This is a genomic window from Pelovirga terrestris, from assembly GCF_014773365.1.
In the GTDB taxonomy this organism is placed as follows: domain Bacteria; phylum Desulfobacterota; class Desulfuromonadia; order Desulfuromonadales; family Geopsychrobacteraceae; genus Pelovirga; species Pelovirga terrestris.
Window position 1 is genome coordinate 44,785 of sequence record NZ_JACWUN010000001.1, and the last position, 23,804, is coordinate 68,588.

The following is a 23,804-nucleotide window of genomic DNA, read 5'->3' on the forward strand; positions in this document are numbered from 1 at the left end:
TCAGGACGGGGTTTGCTTCGGTATCCATCGGGTCAGGAATCGGTTATAGTAAAAGACAAATCTGTGGCATTATTTTGCCGGCGCGAGAATGTCTTGTCGTCACCATGAAATTTAAGTATTGTTCGAAGTTTGACGGGGCCTTACAGAACTTTTTTCGGATCTGTTTAGCACCGGATCCAAAGGCTTTGCGCAAGGATAGAGCGGAATAGTTACCTTTTTCTTTAACCGGATCAACCTCAACCATGAATCTGCTTTATCTCGACAACGCTGCGACCAGTCACCCCAAGCCGGAGGCCGTTTATCAAGCAGTTGATGCCGCCCTGCGCAGCGGCGGCAGTGCCGGGCGCGGCAGTCATCAGCAGGGAATCAGTGCCGATCGTGAGATTTTTTCCACCCGCGAGCTTCTCGCTGAGTTGTTCGGGGTTGCCTCATCAGAGCGCTTTATTTTTACCGCCAATGCCACCCAGGCACTGAACACGGCACTCTTTGGCCTGCTGAAGCCGGGCGATCGGGTGGTTACTACCAGCATGGAGCATAACGCAGTAACCCGGCCATTGCGTGCTTTGCAGGACCAGAGTGTCGAAATTGTCAAGGTCCCTGCCGATGCGCAAACCGGCGTGACAGCAACGGCGGATATTCAGACCGCCTGCCTGGCAGCGCCCACCCGCCTGCTGGTGGTCAATCATGCTTCCAATGTGTTCGGTTCACTGCAGCCGCTGGATGGTTTGGGGCGCTGGTGCCGTCAGCAGGGCATTATTCTGCTGGTTGATGGTTCCCAGACTGCGGGGCTGTTGCCCATCAATCTTGATGAATTAGCGATTGATCTGTTTGCCGCTCCCGGTCATAAGGGCTTGTTGGGGCCCCAGGGAACCGGTTTTTTATATGTCCATCAGGGGATCGAGTTACGTCCTCTGATTTATGGCGGCACCGGTGCCAATTCCCATTCGTCGCAGCAACCGGATGTTCTGCCGGAACGCTTCGAAAGCGGCACCTTCAACATCCCCGGTCTGTCCGGTCTCGGTGCCGCTTTGCGGTTTTTGCTCGCAACCGGTGTTGAGCAGATTCGCACCCATGAGTCCCGGCTGGTGTGCCGGCTGATTAATGGTCTGACGCAGATCAACGGCGTTCAGCTTTACGGTCCGTCTGCCCAGCAAGCCCGAGGATCGGCCGTTTCTTTCACCCTTGAGGGCATCGATCCTTCAACTGCGGGCTATCTTCTTGATCAACGTGGCATTGCGGTACGGACCGGGTTGCATTGTTCACCCGACAGTCATCGCAGTTGTGGAACGTTTCCCACCGGAACGATTCGCGTCAGCCCCGGTTTTTTTACCACGGAAAAACAGATTGATGATTTTATCGAGCAGGTTGGCAGCCTGAAACTGACTTTGTGAATTGGACCACTGGCGTTCCGATTCCCCGGAGAGACATGTGATGAAGTATTATATTCTGGATACCAATGTTGTTCTGCACGATCCCCAGGCTATCTTTAAATTTGATGATAATGTGGTCGTCCTCCCGTTAACGGTGATTGAGGAGATTGATCGGTTTAAAAAGGATCAGAGTGAAACCGGACGCAATGCGCGTCATATCTCACGGATGATCGATGCCTTTCGCTCCCAGGCCAAACTGGTGGAGGGGGTAACGCTGGAAAATGGCGGCATTCTCAAGGTAGCTATCTATAAGCAGGAGTTTATGCAGAAGCTGCCGCCTGAGTTGCGGGTTGATCGTGGCGATAACCGGATTCTGGCGGTGGCAAACGATCTGATGGAGTCTCTGCCTGATAGCCGGGTGGTCCTCATCTCTAAAGATATCAATCTGCGCATTAAGGCGGACACTTTGGGCCTGCAGGCGGAGGATTTTCTCAATGACAAGGTGCCGGTAGATGAGTTGTATACCGGGACGGTGGAGCAACTGGTCAGCAAAGAGCAGGTTGATCGTTTTTACGAAGAAGGCTCTATTGATATCGAACTGGACTTTTATCCCAATCAGGGGGTTACCCTGGTCGATGAAACCAACCCCTCCCACACCGCCCTCGGCCGTTTTTTTGCTGCTCAGCAGCAGATTGTTCCTTTGATCAAGGTGCCCAAGGAGGGGGTATGGGGGATTCATCCACGAAATCGTGAGCAGCAGTTTGCCTTTGATCTGCTGTTGAACGACGACGTTCAGCTGGTATCTCTGGTAGGCAAGGCCGGTACCGGGAAAACCTTGCTGGCTATTGCTGCCGGTCTGCTTAAATCCGCCGATGAAGGAACCTATAACCGTTTACTGATCTCGCGCCCGGTTTTTCCGATGGGGAGGGATCTCGGTTTTTTGCCCGGCGATATAGAAGAAAAACTGTCACCCTGGATGCAGCCGATTTTCGATAATGTTGAGCTGCTGCTGTCTTCCCATGACGAAGGAGGGAAACGCAAACGTGGTTATCGTGAGCTGATTGATCTGGGATTGATGGAAATTGAACCCCTAACCTATATTCGTGGACGCTCGATTCCAAAGCAGTATCTGATTGTTGATGAAGCGCAGAACCTGACTCCCCATGAAATAAAAACGATTATCAGTCGTGCCGGTGAAGGGACAAAAATCGTCCTGACCGGAGATCCCTATCAGATCGATAATCCCTATGTTGATTCGGCCAGCAACGGACTGTCTTTTTCAGTAGAACGGTTGAAGGGGCAGGAGCTGATTGGTCATGTCACCCTGACCAAGGGGGAACGCTCGGCTCTGGCTGAGTTGGCCGCAAATTTATTGTGATAGATAGGGACTTGTGATGTTGCTTCTGGCTTTGGAAAGTTCCTGTGATGAGACGGCCGCCGCCGTGGTCCGAGATGGCCGTGAGGTGCTGTCGAATATTATCTCATCGCAGATTGATCTGCATGCAGTCTATGGTGGTGTGGTACCCGAACTGGCCTCGCGCCGCCATCTGGAAGTGATCAATCCTCTGGTTGATGAAGCCCTGCAACGTGCCGGTATAACCGCCGGTGATCTTGAGGGGGTCGCAGTGACCAGTGGCCCCGGTTTGACCGGTGCCCTGCTGGTCGGTGTGTCCTTTGCCAAGGCTTTTGCCTATGCCCTGAATATCCCCTTTATCGGGGTGCACCATATCGAGGCACACATCCAGGCGATTCGCCTTGAACAGGAGGTTGCTTATCCGTTTCTGGGCGCGGCAGTTTCCGGTGGCCATACCCACCTGTATCGGGTCGATGGTATCGGTTCTTACCGTTTGCTCGGACGTACCATCGATGATGCAGCCGGTGAAGCCTTTGATAAGGTAGCCAAGATGCTTGGACTTGGTTACCCCGGGGGGCCGCTGATCGATAAACTGGCCGTCAGGTACGATAGCGGTGAGATTAAATTTCCTCGCCCCTTGCTCAATCGAACCAATCACGACTTCAGTTTTTCTGGTCTGAAAACCGCTGTACTGAGTTATATCCAGGGGTTGCCGCAACCGCTGAGTGAACAGCAGGTGGGGCAGGTTGCCAGTGCCTTTCAACAGGCTGCGGTCGATGTGCTCACGGCCAAAACGTTACGCGCGGCGCAGCGCGAAGAGCTGGAGCGGATTGTTGTTGCCGGCGGGGTTGCCTGTAACTCAGGCTTGCGGCAACGTTTTGCTGATTTGACTGCAGGATCCGGGATCCAGGTTTATTTCCCCAAACCTCTGTTGTGTGCTGACAACGCTGCGATGATAGCGGTGGCTGCCGACTATTATCTAAGCCACGGCAAGCGTTCTGGGTTTGATCTTAATGCGGTGTCGAGTTGGCCTCTGGAGCAGGTCTCCCTTTGAACGAGCCTTCTGTCAATCGCTGGCAGCGTTTCGGCTTTTTTCGCCAGTTCAAACTTCATTTGATCCGCCTGGCACGCATTAAATCTTCCCCGGATGCCGTAGCCCGGGGGATGGCTCTCGGTGTTTTTATCGGTTTCACCCCGTTTTTTGGTTTTCATATCCTGATTGCCCTGTTGTTCGCCTTTGTTCTGCAGCAGAACAAGATTGCCACCTTCGTTGGCGTCTGGGTTACCAATCCGCTGACTGCTCCCATTATCTATGCCCTTGAATATGAAATCGGTCGTATGCTGATGGGAATGCCACCCATTGGTATTGCAGTGTTCAGCCGTGAATTAACCTGGAACACGGCGTTGCAGTTAGGTTTGCCGTTAGGACTTGGTTCTGTCGTCCTTGGCTTGCCGATGGCCCTCATCAGTTATGCCCTGACCCTGCGCTTTATTCCCTGGTTGCGCCAATACCGGATACCACGCTGGCCCAAGTCCTTGCGCAAACTGTTACCCAGCGACAGCAAGAACGAGAAGCCATGAGTTATCAGACCAAAAAACGTTTCGGCCAGCATTTTCTTCATGATCCCGGCGTGATTGACAAGATTATTGGTGCCGCCCGTCTCGAACAACAACAGCGGGTTGTCGAAATCGGTCCCGGTCTGGGGGTGCTTACCGACCAACTGCTGGACAAGGTGGGCCGGGTTGACGTAATCGAAATCGATCGTGACCTGATTGCCCTGCTGCACCAACGTCAGGACGAGCATCTGATCATCCATGAAGGTGACGTTCTTAAGCTGCCCTGGCCCGATCTGTTGATTCAACCGCCCTATACCCTGGTTGCCAATCTGCCTTATAACATCTCCAGTCAGATTCTGTTCAAGCTGTTGGACCATCGCCACCTGTTTGCGCGAATGGTCCTGATGTTCCAGCGTGAGGTGGGTGAACGTCTGATGGCCCGGCCCGGCACCAAAGATTACGGTATTCTCTCGGTACTGTGCCAACTCTGGTATGATATAAACAAGGTCGTGCTGGTCAAGCCCGGCGCCTTTAATCCCCCACCCAAGGTTGATTCCCTGGTGCTCACTTTTATCCCGCGGGCAGAACCTCGGGTGGATCCGGGTGATGAGTTCCTGTTTAAAAAACTGGTGAAGGGGGCCTTTACCCAGCGCCGTAAAACCCTGCGGAACAGTCTGCTGGCCAGTGGGATCAACGCCACAGCTATCGATGCGGCGCTAACCCGGGCTCAGATTGATCCCGGCTGTCGGGGTGAAACCCTGAGTCTGCCACAATTTTCAGCGTTAACCAGGGCGTTTCTGGCGATTGAAGCAGTCGCGTAAATGCCGCAGGCGCCTTGCCCCTCGGCGGCGACTATTCTATATTTTTCAGGTCAACATGGTATTATTTTTAATCAGAGCTCATTTCACCCACCAACAAAGGAGTCGGTAATGAAAGTAACGGTTCTAAGTAGCGGATCAATAGAAGAAAATGAACGGCTGTTTGAACCGGATGCGATTAAGAAGGAGTTGCAGCGGCAGGGGCAAAAAAGAAATCTTGATACCTTTGTGACTTTAGCTCAGATCTTGCGCACTGAGATTCCCGAACATTTACTGGCTCAGTTGAGTTTTGCCGAGTTGACCCAACAATTGATCGAGGCTGGACGCTTTCTCTTTACTCAGGATCATGAGGTCAGGGCGAAACTGTTTCCCCTGAAAGATTCCGGAAAATATCGTCTGTTCACCAACTCCCCTGACGCCAATCATATCTTTTTCTCGTTGCAGGAGTTCCTGCACCGCAGGGCCCTGCAATTTCACGTGGTCTGTCATCCCATTCTGTCGGTAACGAGAAAAGATGGAAAAATTGAAAGTCTCACCAACGCATCCGGTGACCTGCCACGTGAGTCCTTTGTCTGGATGGAGTTTGAGCGTCTTGCAGAAGGGCAGGTTGAGGAGATTGAAGCGGCGCTCAAAACCATTATTTCAGCGGCCCTGACCATCTACCGCGATCGTCCGGCGATGCTGAAAAAATTCGATGAACTACTGAAAATAAAAGAGTTTGCGGGCCATCAGGCCCTTTTTGAATGGTTGAAGCAGGAAAACTTTATCCCCGTGGCCACGCGTAATTTTACTTATGCTTCAGGTGACGATATCAATGGTTTTAAAGAAGAGGACAGTAAGGCCCTGGGATTGAGGGAATTTTATCTCCAGCCTTTCCACAAGGCTGATAAGCCGTTCACCCTGAGTATGGAGAAGGCCTTTTCACTGCTTGGCCATGGGAAAATGGTCGATGTTGAACGAACTGAATTGCGTTGTCCGCTACACCGTTTTGAGCGTCTGACTTATCTTGGTTTTCGCGAAAAGATCAAGGGTGGCTACCGTGAACACTGTTTCTTCGGTTTTTATACCCAAAAAAGCATTGATGAAAACAGTTTTATGATTCCGGCCCTGCGTCAGCGGATCGAAAAGGCCCAACAGCAGTTGAACATTGTTCGTGATAGTCACAACTATCGCAAGACGGTCCAGATCATCAACAGCTTCCCCAAAATTGAACTTTTTCTGATGGAAGAGGATGAATTGCGGCGCATGTTGCGCTCCTTCATCCAGATGCACCGCCAGGCCGGCGTCAAGGTGGTAATCGCGCCGACAACCGCCGAGCAGGGGTTGACGCTGCTGCTGATCATGCCGAACGAGTATTATCTGCCTGAGCATATTGAGCGTCTTGAGGCGTATCTGCGCCGCTATTTCAAGGCCGTCAGCGTCGATATTCGCCTCATCCATGCCGCTTCGGATTATTTGACCCTGCATGTTAATCTGCAGTTGCGCCATAAAGAGGTACAGGTTGATCTGCTCAAGCTGGAACAGGGATTGACCCGCCTGACCATGCCGTGGAAGCTGCGTTTTCGTACCTTGCTGGAGAAGAACTTCAGCAGTGAATCCTATGCCACCTGGGATACCTACATTAAGGCCTTTGATAAGGAATATCGTGCCCGCAATGAGCCGCGTTTTGCTATCCGGGATTTACGTAACATTGAAAAGCTCCTGCATTTTCAGCAGGATGTTTTTGATCTATGGGGCCCGTTCCATGGTAAACGCGATTATTATCGGTTGCAGTATTATAGTTTGAACCGCAGCTACCTGAACGATCTGATGCCTTATCTGCAGAATCTCAATCTGTATGTACTGCACCAGGTTGATTCCGATCTGGTCATCAACGATCAACCGGTCTATATCAAAAGTTTTTCCGTGCGCGCAGACGCCGCCAAAAGTTTGCCCATGGCACAGGTTAAAACACCGTTGATCGAGACCCTGCGCGCTCTGAACAATAATGAGGTGGAGAATGATTATCTCCACCAGCTGTTGTTGCCAACCGGACTCTCATGGCGCCAGATCGATGTCTTTCGTGCCTATCGTAATTACTATCTGCAGCTAGGAAGTCCTTTCTCCAAAAAACGGGTCGCTGAAACCCTGACCAATAATATTGCCGCTACACAGTTGTTGTATCGTTATTTTGAAGGGCGTTTCAAGCCGGCACCAGAGTGGGACGATCCGATGGTGCGTGAGTTGGAGGTGCTCTCGCCGGTGCGGCAGGAGTTGGTCAAGGTGCTGGAAAATGTCACCAACCCCAATGAGGACAAGATCCTGCGCACCCTGTTTAATCTGATTGACTCCACTATTCGTACCAACTTTTTTGTCCGCTGCGACAAGGATGATTACTTTATTTCCCTCAAAATCAGTTCTCTGGGTGTCATCGATATGCCTGCACCGCGCCCGCTCTATGAAGTCTACGTCCATTCGGCGCAGATAGAAGGGGTCCATCTGCGTGGTGGCAAGGTTGCTCGTGGCGGCATCCGCTGGTCCGATCGGCCCGATGATTTCAGAACCGAAGTGTTGGGACTGGTCAAAGCTCAGATGACCAAAAACGCCGTGATCGTGCCGGAAGGTTCCAAGGGGGGATTTGTCACCAAACGTAGCAGTGCCGATCGCGAGCAGCTGGGGAAGATCGTCAAGGAGGCCTATCAGACCTTTATGCGCGGCCTGTTGGATATCACTGACAACCGGGTTGGTAACGATATCGTCCGTCCTGCCGGGGTGATTGCCCATGATGACCAGGATCCCTATCTGGTCGTTGCGGCCGATAAGGGCACGGCTCATCTTTCCGATGTCGCTAACGCGATCAGTGAATCCTACAACTTCTGGTTGGGCGATGCCTTTGCTAGTGGTGGTTCTCATGGTTATGACCACAAAAAACTGGGAATTACCGCTCGTGGAGCCTGGGAGAGCGTTAAACGTCTGTTCCGGGAGATGGGGCACGATATTCAAACTGAGCCCTTTACCGTGGTCGGTATCGGCGACATGAGTGGCGACGTGTTCGGCAATGGTATGCTGCTGTCGAAAAAAATCCGCCTGTTGGCGGCTTTTGATCACCGCCATATTTTCCTTGACCCTGATCCTGATCCGGAAACCTCCTGGCAGGAGCGTCAGCGCCTGTTCAATGTGCCGCGTTCAACCTGGGAAGATTACAACAGTGAACTGATCTCTGCCGGTGGCGGCATTTATTCACGCCAGCTCAAGGAGATTCCTTTGACGCCGCAGGTTGCCAAGTGGCTTGGTGTGCGTCAGAGCAGTATTGATGTGCCCGGCCTGATTAAGTTGCTGCTCACTGCGCCGGTTGATCTGTTGTGGAATGGCGGTATCGGTACCTATATCAAGGCCTCAACCCAGAACCATGAAGAGGCTGGTGATCGGGCCAATGACGGATTGCGCGCCGATGGTATTGAGGTGCGTGCCAAGGTGATAGGTGAGGGGGGGAACCTCGGCTTGACCCAGGCCGGCCGCATTGAATTTGCCTTGAATGGTGGGCGGGTAAATACCGATGCCATCGACAACTCAGGCGGTGTCGACAGCTCCGATCACGAGGTTAATCTGAAGATCCTGTTACGTCTGTTGCGCCAGGAAAAGAAAGTTAAATCACTTCAGGCCGGCTACGCTTTACTTGAGGAGATTGAAGAGACCGTTTGCAAGGATGTGCTGGCGAACAACTACACCCAGACCTTGTCTATTTCGCTGGATGAATTACGCATCGAAAAGGATGTGGAACCGCATCTGGACCTGATCGATCGCCTAAGTCGCGCCGGGCTGCTTGATCGTCGCGGAGAGGGGTTGCCGAGCCGCAAAGAAGTGGCACTGCGCCAACCCAATCGCCTGACTCGTCCGGAACTGGCAGTGCTGCTGGCCTATAGCAAGATGTTTCTGTATCGCGGATTACTCGACGCCGAACTGCCCGACAATAAGGTCGTCAAGCAGCTGCTTTTTGATTATTTTCCGGCAGAAATTGGCGAGCGTTATGCCGAACAGGTCCCCCGTCACCCTCTGGCGCGAGAAATTACTGCGACGATGCTCACCAACCGCGTCATTGACCAGGCCGGAAGTGCATTTTTGCAGACCGCCAGCCGTTTGACCGGGCGTTCGCAAGTCAGTGTCGCTAACGCTTATCTGATTTTTGACAGTCTGCTTAGTGGCTCGGAACTACGCCATGCGGTGTATTCACTGGATAACCGGATGGCGGCTGCGCGTCAATATGAGTTATTGCTGCTCCTTGAGAATATTTTGGCCACTTTTTGTGTGTATGCTCTTGGTAACGGCATGGCGATTCCGGCGACCACCGCTGACCTTGAACGGATCAGCGCCCAGCTTCATGATTACGCAGGACTGTTGCCCAAGGTGCTGCCGGCCAATGCCTGGCAGGAATGTCGTCAAGGTAAAAGCACTTTGCAAAATGAGGGGTTGAATCCGGACATTGCTTATAAATTTTCGGTGTTGGACAGCCTCGTCGACTTTCTCCCACTCTTGTGTATGGCTGACAGCTCCGGGCAGAGTCTGGAAACTCTGGCTCAGATCAAGGTGCTGGTGGATCAGCAGGTTAAAATTGATGTGCTCCTGGGTCAACTGGCGAAAGTGCCGGTTCGTGACAGTTGGGATCGTCAGGCCCGTGAGTCTTTGATCAGCAGTCTTCACGCTGTCAATGTCAACCTGGTGGACCAGGTGGCGACGCAATCAGCAGACCAACCGGAGGCCTTTTTCAGCCGGCGACGGGCAAAAATACGCTTCCTTGACAACGCACGCCAATCGTTGATTGCTGAAGAACCGCAGAACTTTCATCCATTTTCGGTGCTGCTGCATCATCTGGAGGGGCTGGTTAAATCCTGAAGAAACACCATCAGATGATTGGTGGTCAGATGGTGGTCTGGGCGGTACAGAGGGGAAAAGATGGTGGACAGCTTTTTCCCCTCTGTGGTATATCCGGGGCGGTTTTGTTCCTATGGTTGGCAGCGCAATTGGTGGTGTGGTATTTATCTTAATAGCCATTGTTTGAGGTTTTGGCAAAAAAATTAACCTGGCGACCCGGAACGTGTGCCGGAGTCATGCCCGGTCGTTTAACCGAACACATATCGCCTGGATCATCAAGACCGGGACGAAACGGTATTCTTTTAAGCGAAGTCTGGTGCTTCGACTGTTGCCTTTCGTTACGACGGAGGGCTTTTTTGTTGGAAACACAGGATCCATTATGGTGCAAAAAAGAAAAACCATCCTTGATATTGCCCGGATGAAACAGGACAAGAGCAAGATCGCGGTCCTGACTGCCTATGATTACCCTTTTGCTCGTTTGATGGACGAAGCGGGCATTGATGTTATTCTGGTCGGCGATTCGGTTGGTTCGGTGGTGTCCGGCTATGATAATACCCTGCCGGTCACCATGGATGAAATGATCTACCATACCAGGGCCGTCATGCGTGGTAGCCGACAGGCGCTGGTGGTCACCGATATGCCTTTCATGTCCTATCAGAGTGACATTCGCGACGCCCGTATTAATGCCGGCCGTTTGATTAAGGAGGGTGGGGCGCAGGCGGTCAAACTCGAGGGCGGTGTACCAATGGCCGCCACCATTCGCGCTTTGGTCGATATTGACATCCCGGTGGTTGGTCATATTGGCCTGACCCCACAGTCGATTCATCGCATGGGTGGATTTCGCGTCCAGGGGCGGGCCGATGACCAGGCCCAGCAGCTGATTGCTGACGCCCGCGCGGTGGAGGAAGCGGGAGCTTTTGCCCTGGTGCTGGAGGGCATTCCGGCGCCGCTGGCGCGTGAAATTACCCGCCTGTTGACCATTCCAACGATTGGTATCGGTGCGGGAATCGGCTGCGATGGCCAAGTGCTGGTGATTCATGATCTGCTGGGACTGTATGACAAATATGCACCCAAATTTGTCAAGCGTTATGCCGATGTTGCCCCGGTGATTTCGCGCGGTATCGAGGATTACATTCAGGAAGTCAAGCAGGGGATATTTCCGACTGATGATCACTCCTTCAAATAGGTGTTAAGGGATGGAGATTGTAGAATCCATAGAGTTGCTGCAACAGCGTATGATGAGCGCACGCGCTGCTGGTAAAACCATCGCCTTTGTTCCCACCATGGGGTTCCTCCACGCCGGGCATTGTTCACTGCTGGAGGAAGGTCGTCGCCGCGGCGATCTGCTGGTGCTGTCGATTTTTGTCAATCCGACCCAGTTTGGCCAGGGGGAGGACTTTGAAGACTATCCGCGTGATCTGCAAAAAGACTGTACCCTGGCCCAGGAAGCCGGGGTCGATCTGATCTTTGCGCCGTCGGCAGTTGCTATGTATCCTCATGGTTATGCGACCGAGGTCAATGTCGCGGGTATTACTGCCGGGCTCTGTGGCGCCAGTCGCCCGTCCCATTTTCGTGGCGTCTGCACCGTTGTTACCAAGTTGTTCAATATTGTTCAGCCCCATGTTGCCGTGTTCGGTACGAAAGACTTTCAGCAACTGGCGGTGGTCAAACGCATGACCCGGGATTTAAATCTTCCTATCGAGATTATCGGTATGCCGATCTACCGCGAAGCGGACGGTCTGGCTTTGAGCTCGCGCAATGTCTATCTTGATCCTGAGCAACGTCAGCAGGCCCTGGCACTGTCGCAAGGAATAACCCTGGCGCAGGAGCTGGTCAAGCAGGGGCAGACAGATGCCGCAACAGTCATCGCTGCTGTTTCCTGTCATCTGGGGGCCCAGTCACAAGTTCGCAGCGACTATGTTGCCATCTGTCATCAATCAACCCTCGAGCCGCAGCAGCAGATAGATGGCGATTCGGTGCTGCTTGTCGCCGCCCTTGTCGGCCGGACGCGTCTGATTGATAACGGCTACCTGATGGATCTGTCATGACTGAAACTGCAAGGGCCAATCTCGAAAATCTCTACCGGATCTTTACCGTGCCGGAAGCTCCCGATTCAACCCTGGGGGCCATCGATCAGGCGATCAGTAAAAATGTTGCTGATTTTTTGCAGAAACACGTGGTTGCGCTGGAGCGTAGCCTGGAGGATATCGAAAAGGATTTTTCTCACAGTCAGATCCCGGATGAGCCAACCTTTGTGTCCGAATACACCACCTTCGTCAAGGAAAAGCTTGTCGCCCAGTCGGTTCATACGGCGGCCCCTGGTTTTATCGGCCACATGACCTCGGCGTTGCCCTATTTTATGTTGCCCCTGTCGCGCATCATGATGGCCCTGAATCAGAATCTGGTCAAAGTTGAAACCTCCAAAGCCTTCACTCCGATGGAGCGGCAGGTGTTAGCCATGTTGCATCGGTTGATTTATGCTGGTGAGGACAGCTTTTATCAGCAGTGGATCCACGACAGCCGCCATGCCTTGGGTGCCTTCTGCTCCGGTGGCACTATCGCCAATATCACTGCCCTGTGGGCTGCCCGTAATCGCCTCTGTGGGCCTCGGGACGATTTCGCGGGCTTGGCCATCGAAGGTCTGCCGCGAGCTCTTGACTCCCTGAATTGTGCCGGCCTGGCGATCCTGGTGTCACGCCGAGGTCATTATTCCCTTGGCAAAGCTGCCGATCTGCTGGGTATTGGGCGCAAGCAACTGATTCTTGTCGATACGGATGCTAACAATCGGATCGATATGGCGTCCCTGCGTGAGGCATATAACAGGCTGCAGCAGCAGAATATCCGCGTTCTGGCACTGGTGGGTATTGCCGGGACTACCGAGACCGGGCACATTGATCCGCTGGTGGAAATGGCTGATTTTGCTGCCGAGGTCGCATGTCATTTTCACGTTGATGCGGCCTGGGGTGGGCCAACCCTTTTTTCCGATACCCATCGCCATCTGTTGCGTGGTATCGAGCGGGCCGATTCCGTTACCATTGATGCCCACAAGCAGCTCTATGTGCCGATGGGGGCGGGGATGGTTCTCTTTAAGGATCCACACACCCTGACCGCTATTGAGCATCATGCCAACTATATTCTGCGTGAAGGGTCCAAGGACCTGGGCAGCCACACCCTTGAGGGCTCACGACCGGGCAAGGCGATGCTGGTTCACGCCGGGTTATCGATTATCGGCCGTCGTGGTTACGAGTTGTTGATTGATTTGGGGATTGAAAGGGCCAGACGTTTCGCCGAAATGATTGTTGCTCATCCTGATTTTGAGTTGGTCACGGCACCGGAACTGAATATTCTTACCTACCGCTATCACCCTGCCTGGTTGCAGCAGCAGATGGCGAACCTTGACTCGCAACGTCGGCAACATATTAATGATGTGCTGGACCAGCTGACCCGCGAGGTGCAAAAACGTCAACGGGAAGCCGGCAAAACCTTTGTTTCCAGAACCCGCTTGCGTAGCCCGGTTTATGGAACGCAGCAGATTACCGTTTTTCGTGTCGTGCTGGCTAACCCCCTGGCCACCGATGACATCCTTGAAGCGGTACTGGCGGAACAACGTGACATTGTTTCCTCCCCTGACCTGCAAGAGCTACTCTCTTCAATAACCGACATCTGTCAGTTGACAGCACCGAACTGCTGCTGATGCAACCGCAGCAAGAGCTGATTATCACTGCCAAATTGCTGGTGACGGCTGACCGCTCCCCGTTCGAAGGGGGAGCCTTACTCTGTCGTGGGGATCGGATCGTCGCCGTGGATGATTTGACCTCCCTGAAAAAAAACCATCCTGATGTTGTGGTCAAAGACTATGGCGATGCCGTTATCCTTCCCCTGTTGGTCAATGCTCATACCCATCTGGAGCTTACCGATTTTCCTGACTGGGCTAATAAAAAAGGGCGGCAGGTGGATGAACACAAAAGCTTTGTTGACTGGATCCTTCAGCTGATCCAGGTCAAAAAAAAGATCGATCCCGACAATTATCGCCATGCGGTTATTAACGGCATGGAACAATCGATCAGAGCCGGAACCGGAGTGGTCGGAGATATCCTCGCTCATCACAGTGCTCGCAGCGCCTATCAGAGCGCACCACTGGCCGGCGTTGTTTTTCTTGAAACCCTCGGTCAAGATCCGGCGATGATACGTCGCCTGAAAAAATCTCTGCACCAGGTTCTCGACGAGCCGTTTGCAGCTGAGACTATGCTCGGCATTTCCCCCCATTCTCCCTACACCATCAGTAATGTTTATTTGCGCCATATTTACGATTTATGCAAAAGGCGCGGACTGCGCTGCTGCACCCATGTTGCCGAATCAGAAGAAGAAGTAACTTTTACCCGCGACAGTCGGGGGGCAATCGCCGAACGTTTTTATCAGGCCATCAACTGGCAGGGATTTATTCCTCCACCGAGTGGCTTGCGTCCGGTAACGTACCTTGAAAAACTCGGAGGGTTGTTCCCGGAGAATCTGCTGGTTCACGGTGTTCATCTTGATGACAGAGATATTTCTCTGTTGGCGCGCAACCGGATGTCCCTGGCGTTGTGTCCGCGCAGTAACGAACGTCTGAAAGTTGGGAAAGCACCGGTCGGCCTTCTGCTCAAGGCGGGTGTTAATCTGGCTCTTGGTACCGACAGTCTGGCCAGCAATGATAGCCTGTCAATCTGGGATGAAATGCACTTTGCCGCTCACTGGTTTGCCGGAGAGCTCGACGCGCCGACCATCTTTTCCATGGCGACTCAGCAGGGAGCCGATGCCCTTGGGGTTGGCAAGGATTACGGTAGCTTGAGCGCGGGCAAAAGGAGTAGCTTCCAGATTGTCAGTGCGCCTGCCGGTGCAACTGCAGAAGTATATGAATATTTCACCTCCGGGATTGCCACGGATGATATAATGCAACTCTACCGTGATGGAATTCCACAGCTTTCCGGGGTAAAGTAGCCATGATTGAGGAGCTCGGAACTGTTATTGCGTTGCGTGAAGGTGGGCGTATCGCTCTGGTGCAGTGTCACAAACAAACAGCCTGTGCTTCGTGCCAGGCCGTAAGTGTGTGTTGCTCTGGTCAGGGAAAACTGCGTGAGGTCGAAGCGCGCAACGATGCGCATGCAAGGGAATCTGACCGGGTCAGGTTGGCGACCAGCAGCAGGAACTTTTTGCGTTCCTCTTTTATCCTCTATATCCTCCCGGTATTGGGGTTGCTGGGCGGTGCCGGCTTTGGTCATCAACTTGGTACGGTGGGGTTTTTGACCATAGATCCGGAATTAATGATGGCGCTATCTGCCATTATCACCATGGCGATTGTGTTCGGTTTGATTTATCACTTGACCCGACGTCTTAAGCGGGATGCTTTTATGCCGATCATCGTCGCGGTAGAGATGAAAAAACAGCAGTAAAGGAACGTTTGTCCTCATGGGAATCAAAATTATCGCCACCAACAAAAAAGCCTATCACGATTACTATATCAGTGATGTGTTTGAGGCCGGTCTGGTGTTGACCGGGACGGAAGTCAAGTCGATTCGGGCCGGCAAGGTCAATTTGAAAGAAGCCTTTTGCCGGATCAAGGACGGCGAGGTCTATATCAACAACATGAATGTGGCCGAGTACACCCATGGCAACCGCGAAAATCATGATCCGACCCGGATGCGCAAGTTATTGTTACATCACGCTGAAATTGACAAGCTGATCCGCATGACCGAGCAGAAAGGGTTGGCCCTGATTCCGACTAAAATTTATTTTAAAAACAATTATGTGAAATTGGAGATTGGCCTCGGGCGCGGGAAAAAACTTCATGATAAGCGTGAGACGTTAAAACGCAAGGAAGCTGACCGGGAGATGGCCAAGGCGGTGAAACAGCATACTCGATAGCCAGGAATGGCTAGACCGGTTCTTAATTCCGAATCGCTATCGGGAGCGTTTTTGCTGTTGTAGATAGCCTGACCCTCTCTGACTAGCGAGTTATGTGTTTCGATTTCGATTTTGATCCCGATAGCGATTTGGATTTGGATTTGGATTGTCCTAACGTTTGTTTAGATGGAAAAAACAAGCAGGATGGATTTGCTATTTTTCGCTATTTTTGCGATAATTACTACATCAAAGTTAAACAACCTTATCAATGGGGGTGTCAAGGTTTCGACGGGGGAAGGAAACGAAGTGCCGCATGCCGGAGTGGGCAGGCTCCGTAAAAAAGCCCAACTTAACTAAACGCAGACTCTGACGTTAGTTACGCATTAGCAGCTTAATAGCTGCTACGTCCTGTCACCCATCGCCTGTGTGGCTGTCGGGACGTTAATTGAAGCGGGCTGGTTTTGAAGAAGGACTGTGGCTTCGAAACGAGACTAAAAGCAGACTCGCCTGATCCGTATCCTGTCTGTAGGAGCCTGATCAAGGTTAAATTTAAACTACAGACTAAGCATGTAGACGCCTTACGCGGATAGCTTTCGGACGCGGGTTCGATTCCCGCCACCTCCACCATTTAAGTAGCTGAAATCATTAAGTTTTGTGGTTTCAGTTACTTACCAATCACAAGACTTTTCAACTCTTCTAAAACTGATAGTACGCCCAAAACTGTGACACAAACTCTCAAGCTCAGCTCATAAAGTTTGTGTCTAAGGGGAGGTACTATATGACCAGTGGAAGAAGAACAAGTGAACCCCTGGCCTCGAATCAGGGCAATCGCCTTGATGAGAGTCCGTGTCGCATCGCGCAGCAACACCCAATCCACCGGAAAATGGATATTGCTCTTCACACAGGTCGTATCCGCAAAGATCTCATCGAACGTCAGAGCGGTATCCGCATAAAGCAACTCCTTTGCCCTGACGGGATCAGCGGCCGCCCTATTGCCATCGTGAATCAGTGTTGAAATCTCTTCGCAGGAGAAATATTTTTCATAACGCTCAATGCTGCTCTTGGAGAGAGGGCGCACCCCGTCGACCTCAGAGGTATGAGTAAACCACTGAAACAGGGCACTATCTGCAACGCGATGCGAGAGGGCGCGGTGTGAAAGTCCGGTCAGAGCCAGAAGAATGGTGTAACGCAGCGCTTGGCGTAACCGTTTATAAGCGGAAGGGCGGTGGTTTTCGGGGTAAGCGTCATCTGCAGAGGTCAAATGGGCGACGAGCAGACGATGTTCGATGCCCGTAGCCGTAAGAAAATGATCGACCTCTTCGATCGTCTCGCGAAACTCACGATAATCTTTTGCACCGAAAACAACAGGAAGTTCTGGACGAAGTTCAGTCTGAAATGCGATAGTTTTCATAGGACGCCTTTGGTTTCGTTGTGGTGACAAAATTATAAGGCATCTGTTTCCACTAAAGGAGGCGAAAATGCTTCCTTTAGTGGATTATTTTATCCTGCTATCGCAGACGGACAGGGCGTTTGCGCTAAATGGGACAGGCTCTAAATATGGTGACAAGCTGACGGCTGAACGTGTCGCTGAATTGCCCTTGATCAGCCAAAGACTTTTTATCTATGGGCAACGGCAGACGGTTCACTATCGCAGTTGCCTTGTACGAGCCCGCTTTCTTGATGGACAACAGGTTCGGGCGGTCTGGTCGCAGATTGAAAACAACGATGGATCCTTGCGTCAGCCCCGGCTCATCTTGAGTACTGATCTGGGCTTGTCGGCAACCCGTATCCTGCTGGCGTATAACCGCAGGTGGTCCATTGAGGACCTGTTCAATCAGCTCAAGAACCGTTGGGGCTGGAAAGACGCCTGGCAGCAAAGTCGTCAGGTGCTGCATCGTTGGACCCAGATTCTTTCGACCAGCTATGCACTGCCCCAGTTGCTGGCCCAGAAAAACAGTGATGAAGTTAAGGATCTTGCTTCCACATCGCCTTGGCGGAACAACCAGCCGATCACTGCCGGGCGTGTTCGCCAAGGACTACAAAGGATTTTTCGCCATGTCGATATCCGCAGCCATTGGCACCCGAAGTCGGGAAAATTCATGCCCCAAAGCCGGGGCAAAAAGCCGGATCGACCGCCAGATCTGCGCAACACACCTTAACTTCGACAATTTTCTGTTATCAATGAACGCTCCACCTCACCGGTTCAGGCCGGTTTGGGGAGGGGTGTAATTCTAAACTTCAGATCAGTGTTTATCTGCGTTCAATTAGCCGTACTTGAGTACTGAGGGGAAAGTTTATGTCCAATATTTTAATCACCGGTGCTACTGGCTTTGTTGGTCGTGGACTTTGTTCCCGCTTGCTGGTGGAAGGGCGTAATCTTCGCTGTGCTGTTCGCCAAGCGTCATCGATAGCTAATTCAGTGGCGATCGGTGACATCGGCCCTGATACTCACTGGGATGAAGCACTCAAAGGAATCGACACCGTCGTCCATCTCGCCGCTCGTGTTCACGTCATGAAAGACAATAGCAGTGATCCGTTAGCCGGGTTCCGCTGTGTCAATGTTGATGCTACCCTCAATCTGGCACGGCAAGCAACTGTTACCGGCGTCAAGCGCTTTATTTTCCTCAGCACCGTTAAAGTTAACGGCGAAAAAACGACTTCAGATCATCCCTACACCGAACAGGATGCGCACCAACCGCAAGACCCTTATGGCATTTCCAAGCAGGAGGCAGAAGATGGGTTGCTGCGATTGGCGGAAGAAACCGGTCTGGAGGTGGTGATTATCCGTCCGCCCTTGGTTTATGGTCCCGGCGTTAAAGGAAATTTCCAAAGCATGATGCGCTGGATCGGCAAAGGCATCCCTCTGCCGCTGGGTGCTATCCACAACCAGCGCAGTCTGGTCGCCCTCGACAACTTGGTCGATGTCATCATCAGCTGTATCGATCACCCCGCCGCCGCAGGTCAGACTTTTCTCGTCGCCGACGGCGAAGACCTCTCGACTACAGATTTATTGCGCCGTGTCGGCCAGGCGATGGGCAAACCCGCGCGCCTGATTCCGGTGCCTATGTCGGTGCTCAAGCTCGGAGCGCGACTGCTTGGCAAACAGACCATGGCCCAGCGTTTATGCGGTAATCTGCAGGTGGATATTTCCAAGGCACGGGAGGTGCTGGGGTGGACACCGCCGGTGAGTGTGGATGAAGGGTTGGGAAGGGCAGTGAGAGAGCGAGGTGGCGAGGTAGTAAGGTAGTAAGGTCAAAATCTCTCTCGCAATCTCGCTATCTCACAGCTTTCCCACTCTCGCAATCTCGCTACCTTACAATTTCGCTATTTAGAAAGAGCGCCCATGCAACAAAGACTCATTCGGACCTTAGATATCCTGTTTTCCGCCATCGGCCTCATCCTTGGTGCCCCTGTTTTGCTCCTCATCACTATACTGGGCTATTTCGACACTGGTTCTCCTATCTTTCGTCAGGAGCGGGTAGGGCAAGACAAGAAGCCATTCATTCTGGTGAAGTTTCGTACCATGAAAGTCGATACAGCCTCGGTTGCAAGCCATCTGGCATCAACATCTTCCATCACCAGGCTCGGTGGTTTTTTACGCAAAACCAAGCTGGATGAGCTGCCGCAGCTGTGGAACGTGCTCAAGGGCGAGATGAGCCTGGTGGGTCCGCGCCCCAATCTGTTCAATCAGGAAGAACTGATCGCTGCGCGTGACAAGCTTGGTGTTTATTTAGTACGTCCCGGTGTTACCGGCCTGGCACAGGTTAATGATATCGATATGTCGACGCCGCAGTTGCTCGCAAGAACTGATGCGCTGATGATCAAAGAACTGACCATCGGAAAATATTTTACCTATATCCTGCAGACGGTTGTCGGCAGGGGAGCGGGTGACCGGGCTCGAAAGTGAAGCGCGAAATCTGCTTCAAATAGGCCTTGGCTATTTTTTTAATGTGACATAGTATCCCGGTAGTTTGAGAGTTTTTTTTTGCCCTGGGGGATCTTCTTGGAACAATCATTTTTGCGCTATCGTTTATTCATCATTCTGGCGTTTACCCTAGTGTTATATACGGGCTCTCTGCTGCTCGCCTACCTTGTGCGTTTTGACTTTGCCATTCCTCAGGAATATTTGATTCGATTTCTGCAACTCCTGCCGGCGGTTTTGGCCATCAAGCTTGTTGTCAGCTGGTTTTTAGGAGTATTTACTGGCTGGTGGCGTTATGTATCGATGCCGGATGTGGTGCAGATAGCCAAAGCGACATTGTTGAGTACCTTGCTGATTCTGGCCTATGCGGTTGTTGTGCATCGCCTCCACCTTATTCCACGTACCGTCATTTTTCTTGATGGCGTTTTTGGGTTTGTCTTTGTCGCGGGTGTTCGTCTGATTACCAGGACAATTAGAGAATCTTTTCAGGCCCTTCATCAACAGGTGAAGCCGGAACATATCAGGCGTATTTTTGTTGTTGGGGCCGGTGAGGCCGGCCATGCGATTGCTAGAGAGTTGCGGCTTAACCCCCACCTCGGTATGCAGCTGGTTGGTTTCATTGATGATGATCCGATTAAAAAAAACACCACCATTCAAGGCATACCGGTATTGGGACCATGCAGAAAACTGAATGGCCTGATCGAAAAACACAAGGTCGATGAGATTATCATCGCTATCCCTTCGGCTACGGGGAAACAACTACGAACCATCATCAATTTTTGTAATGAAAGCAAGTGTCTTTTTAAGGTGTTGCCCGGTGTTGGCGAACTGATTGACGGCCGCGTGACGGTACAGCAGATTCGTCAGATTGATCTGAATGATCTGCTCGGGCGCGATCCAATTGATTTTGATACGGAAAATGTTAAAAGTTATCTGCAGGGTAAAAGGGTGTTGGTGACCGGTGCGGGGGGGAGTATCGGTAGTGAAATCTGTCGCCAGGTTATGCGTTTTAATCCGGCCAAGCTGATCCTCTTTGAAAACGGTGAAACGCCCCTGTTTATGATTGAGCAGGAGCTGGCCAAGAGTTATCAAAATATTCCCATTGTTCCGGTGATCGGGGATGTGCGTAACCGCTCACGGGTCAACGTGATTTTTGATCAACAGCAACCCCAGGTGGTGTTTCATGCGGCAGCCTACAAGCATGTACCATTAATGGAGGCGAATCCGGCGGAAGCAGTCAACAATAATGTGCAGGGTACCGTGTTGCTGGCGGATGCCTCTGATTATTACGGGGTTGAAAAGTTTGTCATGGTGTCGACGGACAAGGCGGTACGTCCCACCAATGTGATGGGAACGACCAAGCGCATTGCCGAAATGTATGTTCAATCCCTGAATAATAGATCAAAAACCCGTTTTGTTACGACCCGCTTTGGCAATGTGTTGGGCAGTAACGGCAGCGTTATTCCAACCTTCCAGCTACAGATTGAGGCCGGGGGGCCGGTGACGGTCACCCATCCGGAAGTCACGCGCTTTTTCATGACGATTCCCGAGGCGACCCAGTTGGTGCTGCAGGCCGGTAGCATGGGGCAGGGAGGGGAGGTGTATCTTTTTGATATGGGAGAGCCGGTTAAAATTACGACTCTGGCCGAAGAGATGATCCGCCTCTCGGGGCTGATCCCGTATGAAGATATCGATATCGTTTATGTCGGCCTGCGTCCCGGGGAAAAACTGTACGAAGAATTGCTCCTTGCCGATGAAGGGGTGCTACCAACCCCTCATAAGAAAATCTGTATAGCCCAGTCGGTAACACCGCCTCATGAACAGCTGGTTGAGCAGATTGCCCAACTCGTAAACGATGCCAAGATCCTTGATTTCCAGGGGGTTGGCAGAGGCTTAAAGCAGCTGGTGCCTGAATATACCCCGACACAGAACAAAAAACTGATGTCTACGACCAACCAACATCCCTAGATCTGTTGACAGGAAATCATGCTGACAGAAATCCTCCTCTGGTTAACTATCCTCCTCTGCCCGCTAGCGGTGCTGGTCCTTCTGGCGCGTCGTTGCTTTACCGTTGCGACCCTGTTCTTCATCGCAGCGCTGATCAGCCTTGCCTGGCTGAGCTATATTGATCTTTCCTCCCTGCGCTGGCCGGAACGTCTCTATGGCTTACGCAATATCGGCCTGCCGCTCGAGGTTGTGGTGGTTTTTGCGTGCTACTTTTATACAAAAACGTCCTTTCGTGATAACTCGCGCATTTATCGTGGTGTCGGCTTCTGGCTTGCCATCCTGTTATTTATCGCACTTTTTGTCTATGCGCTGGTGACCCCGAGCCTGCACTTGATCTTTTCTCCCGACTTTGCTGATGAGCTGATCCTGTTTTTGACCACCCCGGGATTTTTTATCTACTTAATCCTGATGCTGGTGCTGGTCTTTGGCCTGGTGCAACTCGAGCGTACCCTGGCTGGTTTGCACGAGCTGCAACGCTGGAAGGTCAAGCTCGAAGTCCTTGCCAGCGGTCTGTTGATGGCGGCCTTTGCCTTGTATTTCAGCCATAGCTTGCTCTTTCGCTCGATCAATGTGAATTATCTTTCCATTCGCTCGGTAGCTGTGGCTGTGGCTGTGGCCCTGTTCTGCTATTCGCGTCTGGCTCGCGGCGATGGTGCACGTTTGGCGCTGTCACGCGGGATCGCCCATCGTTCATTTGTGCTGTTGCTGGTGGGGGGCTATCTGATTTTACTGGGCACCATCGGTGGTGGCTTGCGCTATCTGAATATCGGTGATGCTAAGGTTCTGATCAATATTCTGTTGCTGGTTGGAAGCCTCGCCCTGGCAGCGGTGTTTCTATCGGAGCGGTTGCGGCGCAAGCTGAAGGTTCTGCTGCAAAAAAACTTTTATCAGAGTAAATATGATTATCGCGAACAGTGGGAGCGGTTTTCTCATTATGCGACGGGCGGTGGTAGTTTAACTGAAATTCAGAATGCCATTCTTGATCATTTTTGTTCCGTTCTGGCATGTAAAGGGGCGGCGCTGTATCTTTACGATGATGAACAGAATCATTTTGCTCCGGCCGCTTCTTTTAACTTTCCTCGCGACTGGCGCCCGTTTCTTCCTGATGATCCGGTGATAGGTCAGTTTGCTAAAAAAGACTGGATTCTCAACCTGCGTGATGATTCCCCTGACCTTCAGGGGTCGTTGCTGGAGACGATTTGTGAGCCGGATATTTTCCTGATAGTACCATTGTTTTTTGATGATGAGCTGGCAGGTTTTATTCTGTTAGGTGAGCAGGTTAATCCCGATGAGTTATTAAGTTTTGAAGATTATGATATGTTGCGCATGCTGGCACGTCAGTCGATTGCAACGATTCAGGGACTACGCCTGGCGGATCAACTGGTGGTGGCGCGCGAGCTTGCAGCTATCGGCAAAGTATCGACATTTGTTCTGCACGATCTGAAGAATCAGGTTTCCGGTTTGTCCTTGCTGATGGAAAATGCCGCCGAGCATATTGAAAATCCCGAATTTCAACAGGATATGCTGGAAACCATCGGCAACACCGTAAGTAACATGAAATCCCTGATTACGCGGTTAAAGGGATTAAAGGAGAAACCACAACTGGCTGTTTCGTCGGTACCATTGAGCAACATTATCGCTGAGGCGGCAGGCACGATCGGGGGAACAATCCATATCGACGGTGATCAGGACATTTTAGTTGCGGTTGATGAGGAAGAGATTTACAAGGTTATTGTTAATCTTCTGGTCAATGCCAGAGAAGCAACGTTAGATGGACGTTCTGTTGATATCAGTTACGGTGCCGATCAGCTACAGGCTTGGATCAAGATTAAGGACGCAGGCTGTGGAATGAGTGCGGAATTTATCCGGACCCATCTTTTTAAGCCGTTTGAAACCACAAAAAAACATGGCTTTGGCATCGGTCTGTATCAATGTCAGCAGATCGTTACGGCTCACAATGGAGAAATACTGGTTGCCAGTCGTGAGGGAGAAGGGACGGTGTTTACTGTCAGGTTGCCTCTGGCCTTTGATATGAGGCCGTCTTGACG

General features: G+C 51.8%; 17 protein-coding genes, 1 other RNA gene and 1 pseudogene. 18 read left to right on the forward strand and 1 reads right to left on the reverse strand.

Annotated features, from left to right (window positions below; all coding sequences use genetic code 11):
- Nucleotides 1–242: 242 nt before the first annotated feature.
- The 13 genes from ICT70_RS00235 (at nucleotide 243) to ssrA (ending at nucleotide 16,454) form a co-directional block, all read left to right on the forward strand.
- Nucleotides 243–1,391, forward strand: a complete 1,149-nt coding sequence (locus ICT70_RS00235; RefSeq protein ID WP_191153375.1) for an aminotransferase class V-fold PLP-dependent enzyme — start codon at nucleotides 243–245, stop codon at nucleotides 1,389–1,391.
- A gap of 40 nt (nucleotides 1,392–1,431) precedes the next feature.
- Nucleotides 1,432–2,748 carry a PhoH family protein gene (locus ICT70_RS00240; protein WP_191153376.1) on the forward strand — a complete coding sequence of 439 codons (1,317 nt, stop codon included), beginning with the start codon at nucleotides 1,432–1,434 and terminating at the stop codon, nucleotides 2,746–2,748.
- Between the two features lie 16 nt (nucleotides 2,749–2,764).
- Nucleotides 2,765–3,778 (forward strand): tRNA (adenosine(37)-N6)-threonylcarbamoyltransferase complex transferase subunit TsaD, encoded by a 1,014-nt coding sequence (gene tsaD, locus ICT70_RS00245; protein WP_191153377.1) that lies wholly within the window; start codon nucleotides 2,765–2,767, stop codon nucleotides 3,776–3,778.
- On the forward strand, nucleotides 3,775–4,305 hold the full coding sequence (locus tag ICT70_RS00250; protein WP_191153378.1) for a DUF2062 domain-containing protein: 531 nt from the start codon (nucleotides 3,775–3,777) through the stop codon (nucleotides 4,303–4,305). Before tsaD ends, ICT70_RS00250 begins: the two co-directional genes overlap by 4 nt.
- Nucleotides 4,302–5,102, forward strand: a complete 801-nt coding sequence (gene rsmA, locus ICT70_RS00255; protein WP_191153379.1) for a 16S rRNA (adenine(1518)-N(6)/adenine(1519)-N(6))-dimethyltransferase RsmA — start codon at nucleotides 4,302–4,304, stop codon at nucleotides 5,100–5,102. The genes ICT70_RS00250 and rsmA overlap by 4 nt, the downstream gene beginning before the upstream one ends.
- A 108-nt stretch (nucleotides 5,103–5,210) precedes the next feature.
- On the forward strand, nucleotides 5,211–9,968 hold the full coding sequence (locus ICT70_RS00260; RefSeq protein ID WP_191153380.1) for an NAD-glutamate dehydrogenase domain-containing protein: 4,758 nt from the start codon (nucleotides 5,211–5,213) through the stop codon (nucleotides 9,966–9,968).
- Between the two features lie 361 nt (nucleotides 9,969–10,329).
- Complete coding sequence (panB, locus tag ICT70_RS00265; protein ID WP_191153627.1) at nucleotides 10,330–11,133, forward strand: 3-methyl-2-oxobutanoate hydroxymethyltransferase; 804 nt, start codon at nucleotides 10,330–10,332, stop codon at nucleotides 11,131–11,133.
- A 10-nt stretch (nucleotides 11,134–11,143) separates the two neighbouring features.
- Complete coding sequence (gene panC / locus ICT70_RS00270) at nucleotides 11,144–11,995, forward strand: pantoate--beta-alanine ligase (RefSeq protein ID WP_191153381.1); 852 nt, start codon at nucleotides 11,144–11,146, stop codon at nucleotides 11,993–11,995.
- On the forward strand, nucleotides 11,992–13,641 hold the full coding sequence (gene panP / locus ICT70_RS00275; protein ID WP_191153382.1) for a pyridoxal-dependent aspartate 1-decarboxylase PanP: 1,650 nt from the start codon (nucleotides 11,992–11,994) through the stop codon (nucleotides 13,639–13,641). Before panC ends, panP begins: the two co-directional genes overlap by 4 nt.
- Complete coding sequence (locus ICT70_RS00280; protein ID WP_191153383.1) at nucleotides 13,641–14,924, forward strand: amidohydrolase family protein; 1,284 nt, start codon at nucleotides 13,641–13,643, stop codon at nucleotides 14,922–14,924. The genes panP and ICT70_RS00280 overlap by 1 nt, the downstream gene beginning before the upstream one ends.
- Before the next feature lie 2 nt (nucleotides 14,925–14,926).
- Entirely contained in the window at nucleotides 14,927–15,376 is a 450-nt protein-coding gene (locus ICT70_RS00285; RefSeq protein ID WP_191153384.1) for a SoxR reducing system RseC family protein, read from the forward strand.
- Between the two features lie 16 nt (nucleotides 15,377–15,392).
- Nucleotides 15,393–15,848, forward strand: coding sequence for an SsrA-binding protein SmpB (gene smpB / locus ICT70_RS00290; RefSeq protein ID WP_191153385.1), 456 nt, complete (start codon nucleotides 15,393–15,395; stop codon nucleotides 15,846–15,848).
- A 249-nt stretch (nucleotides 15,849–16,097) separates the two neighbouring features.
- Nucleotides 16,098–16,454, forward strand: a transfer-messenger RNA (tmRNA) gene (gene ssrA, locus ICT70_RS00295).
- A 37-nt stretch (nucleotides 16,455–16,491) separates the two neighbouring features.
- On the opposite strand, the gene ICT70_RS00300 is transcribed toward ssrA, so the two are convergent.
- The gene (locus tag ICT70_RS00300; protein ID WP_191153386.1) at nucleotides 16,492–17,238 is read right to left on the reverse strand and encodes a hypothetical protein; all 747 of its coding nucleotides are present in this window, start codon (nucleotides 17,236–17,238) and stop codon (nucleotides 16,492–16,494) included.
- 130 nt (nucleotides 17,239–17,368) lie between these two features.
- Between ICT70_RS00300 and ICT70_RS00305 the strand changes: the two are divergent.
- The 5 genes and pseudogenes from ICT70_RS00305 to prsK all read left to right on the forward strand — a co-directional run.
- Nucleotides 17,369–17,986 (forward strand): annotated as a pseudogene (locus tag ICT70_RS00305) (IS701 family transposase); the annotation flags it as partial.
- A 137-nt stretch (nucleotides 17,987–18,123) separates the two neighbouring features.
- Nucleotides 18,124–19,074 (forward strand): UDP-glucose 4-epimerase family protein, encoded by a 951-nt coding sequence (locus ICT70_RS00310; RefSeq protein ID WP_191153388.1) that lies wholly within the window; start codon nucleotides 18,124–18,126, stop codon nucleotides 19,072–19,074.
- Between the two features lie 96 nt (nucleotides 19,075–19,170).
- The gene (locus tag ICT70_RS00315) at nucleotides 19,171–19,734 is read left to right on the forward strand and encodes a sugar transferase (RefSeq protein ID WP_191153389.1); all 564 of its coding nucleotides are present in this window, start codon (nucleotides 19,171–19,173) and stop codon (nucleotides 19,732–19,734) included.
- A gap of 96 nt (nucleotides 19,735–19,830) precedes the next feature.
- Complete coding sequence (locus ICT70_RS00320) at nucleotides 19,831–21,717, forward strand: nucleoside-diphosphate sugar epimerase/dehydratase (protein ID WP_191153390.1); 1,887 nt, start codon at nucleotides 19,831–19,833, stop codon at nucleotides 21,715–21,717.
- Between the two features lie 18 nt (nucleotides 21,718–21,735).
- On the forward strand, nucleotides 21,736–23,802 hold the full coding sequence (prsK, locus tag ICT70_RS00325; protein ID WP_191153391.1) for an XrtA/PEP-CTERM system histidine kinase PrsK: 2,067 nt from the start codon (nucleotides 21,736–21,738) through the stop codon (nucleotides 23,800–23,802).
- Nucleotides 23,803–23,804: the final 2 nt, after the last annotated feature.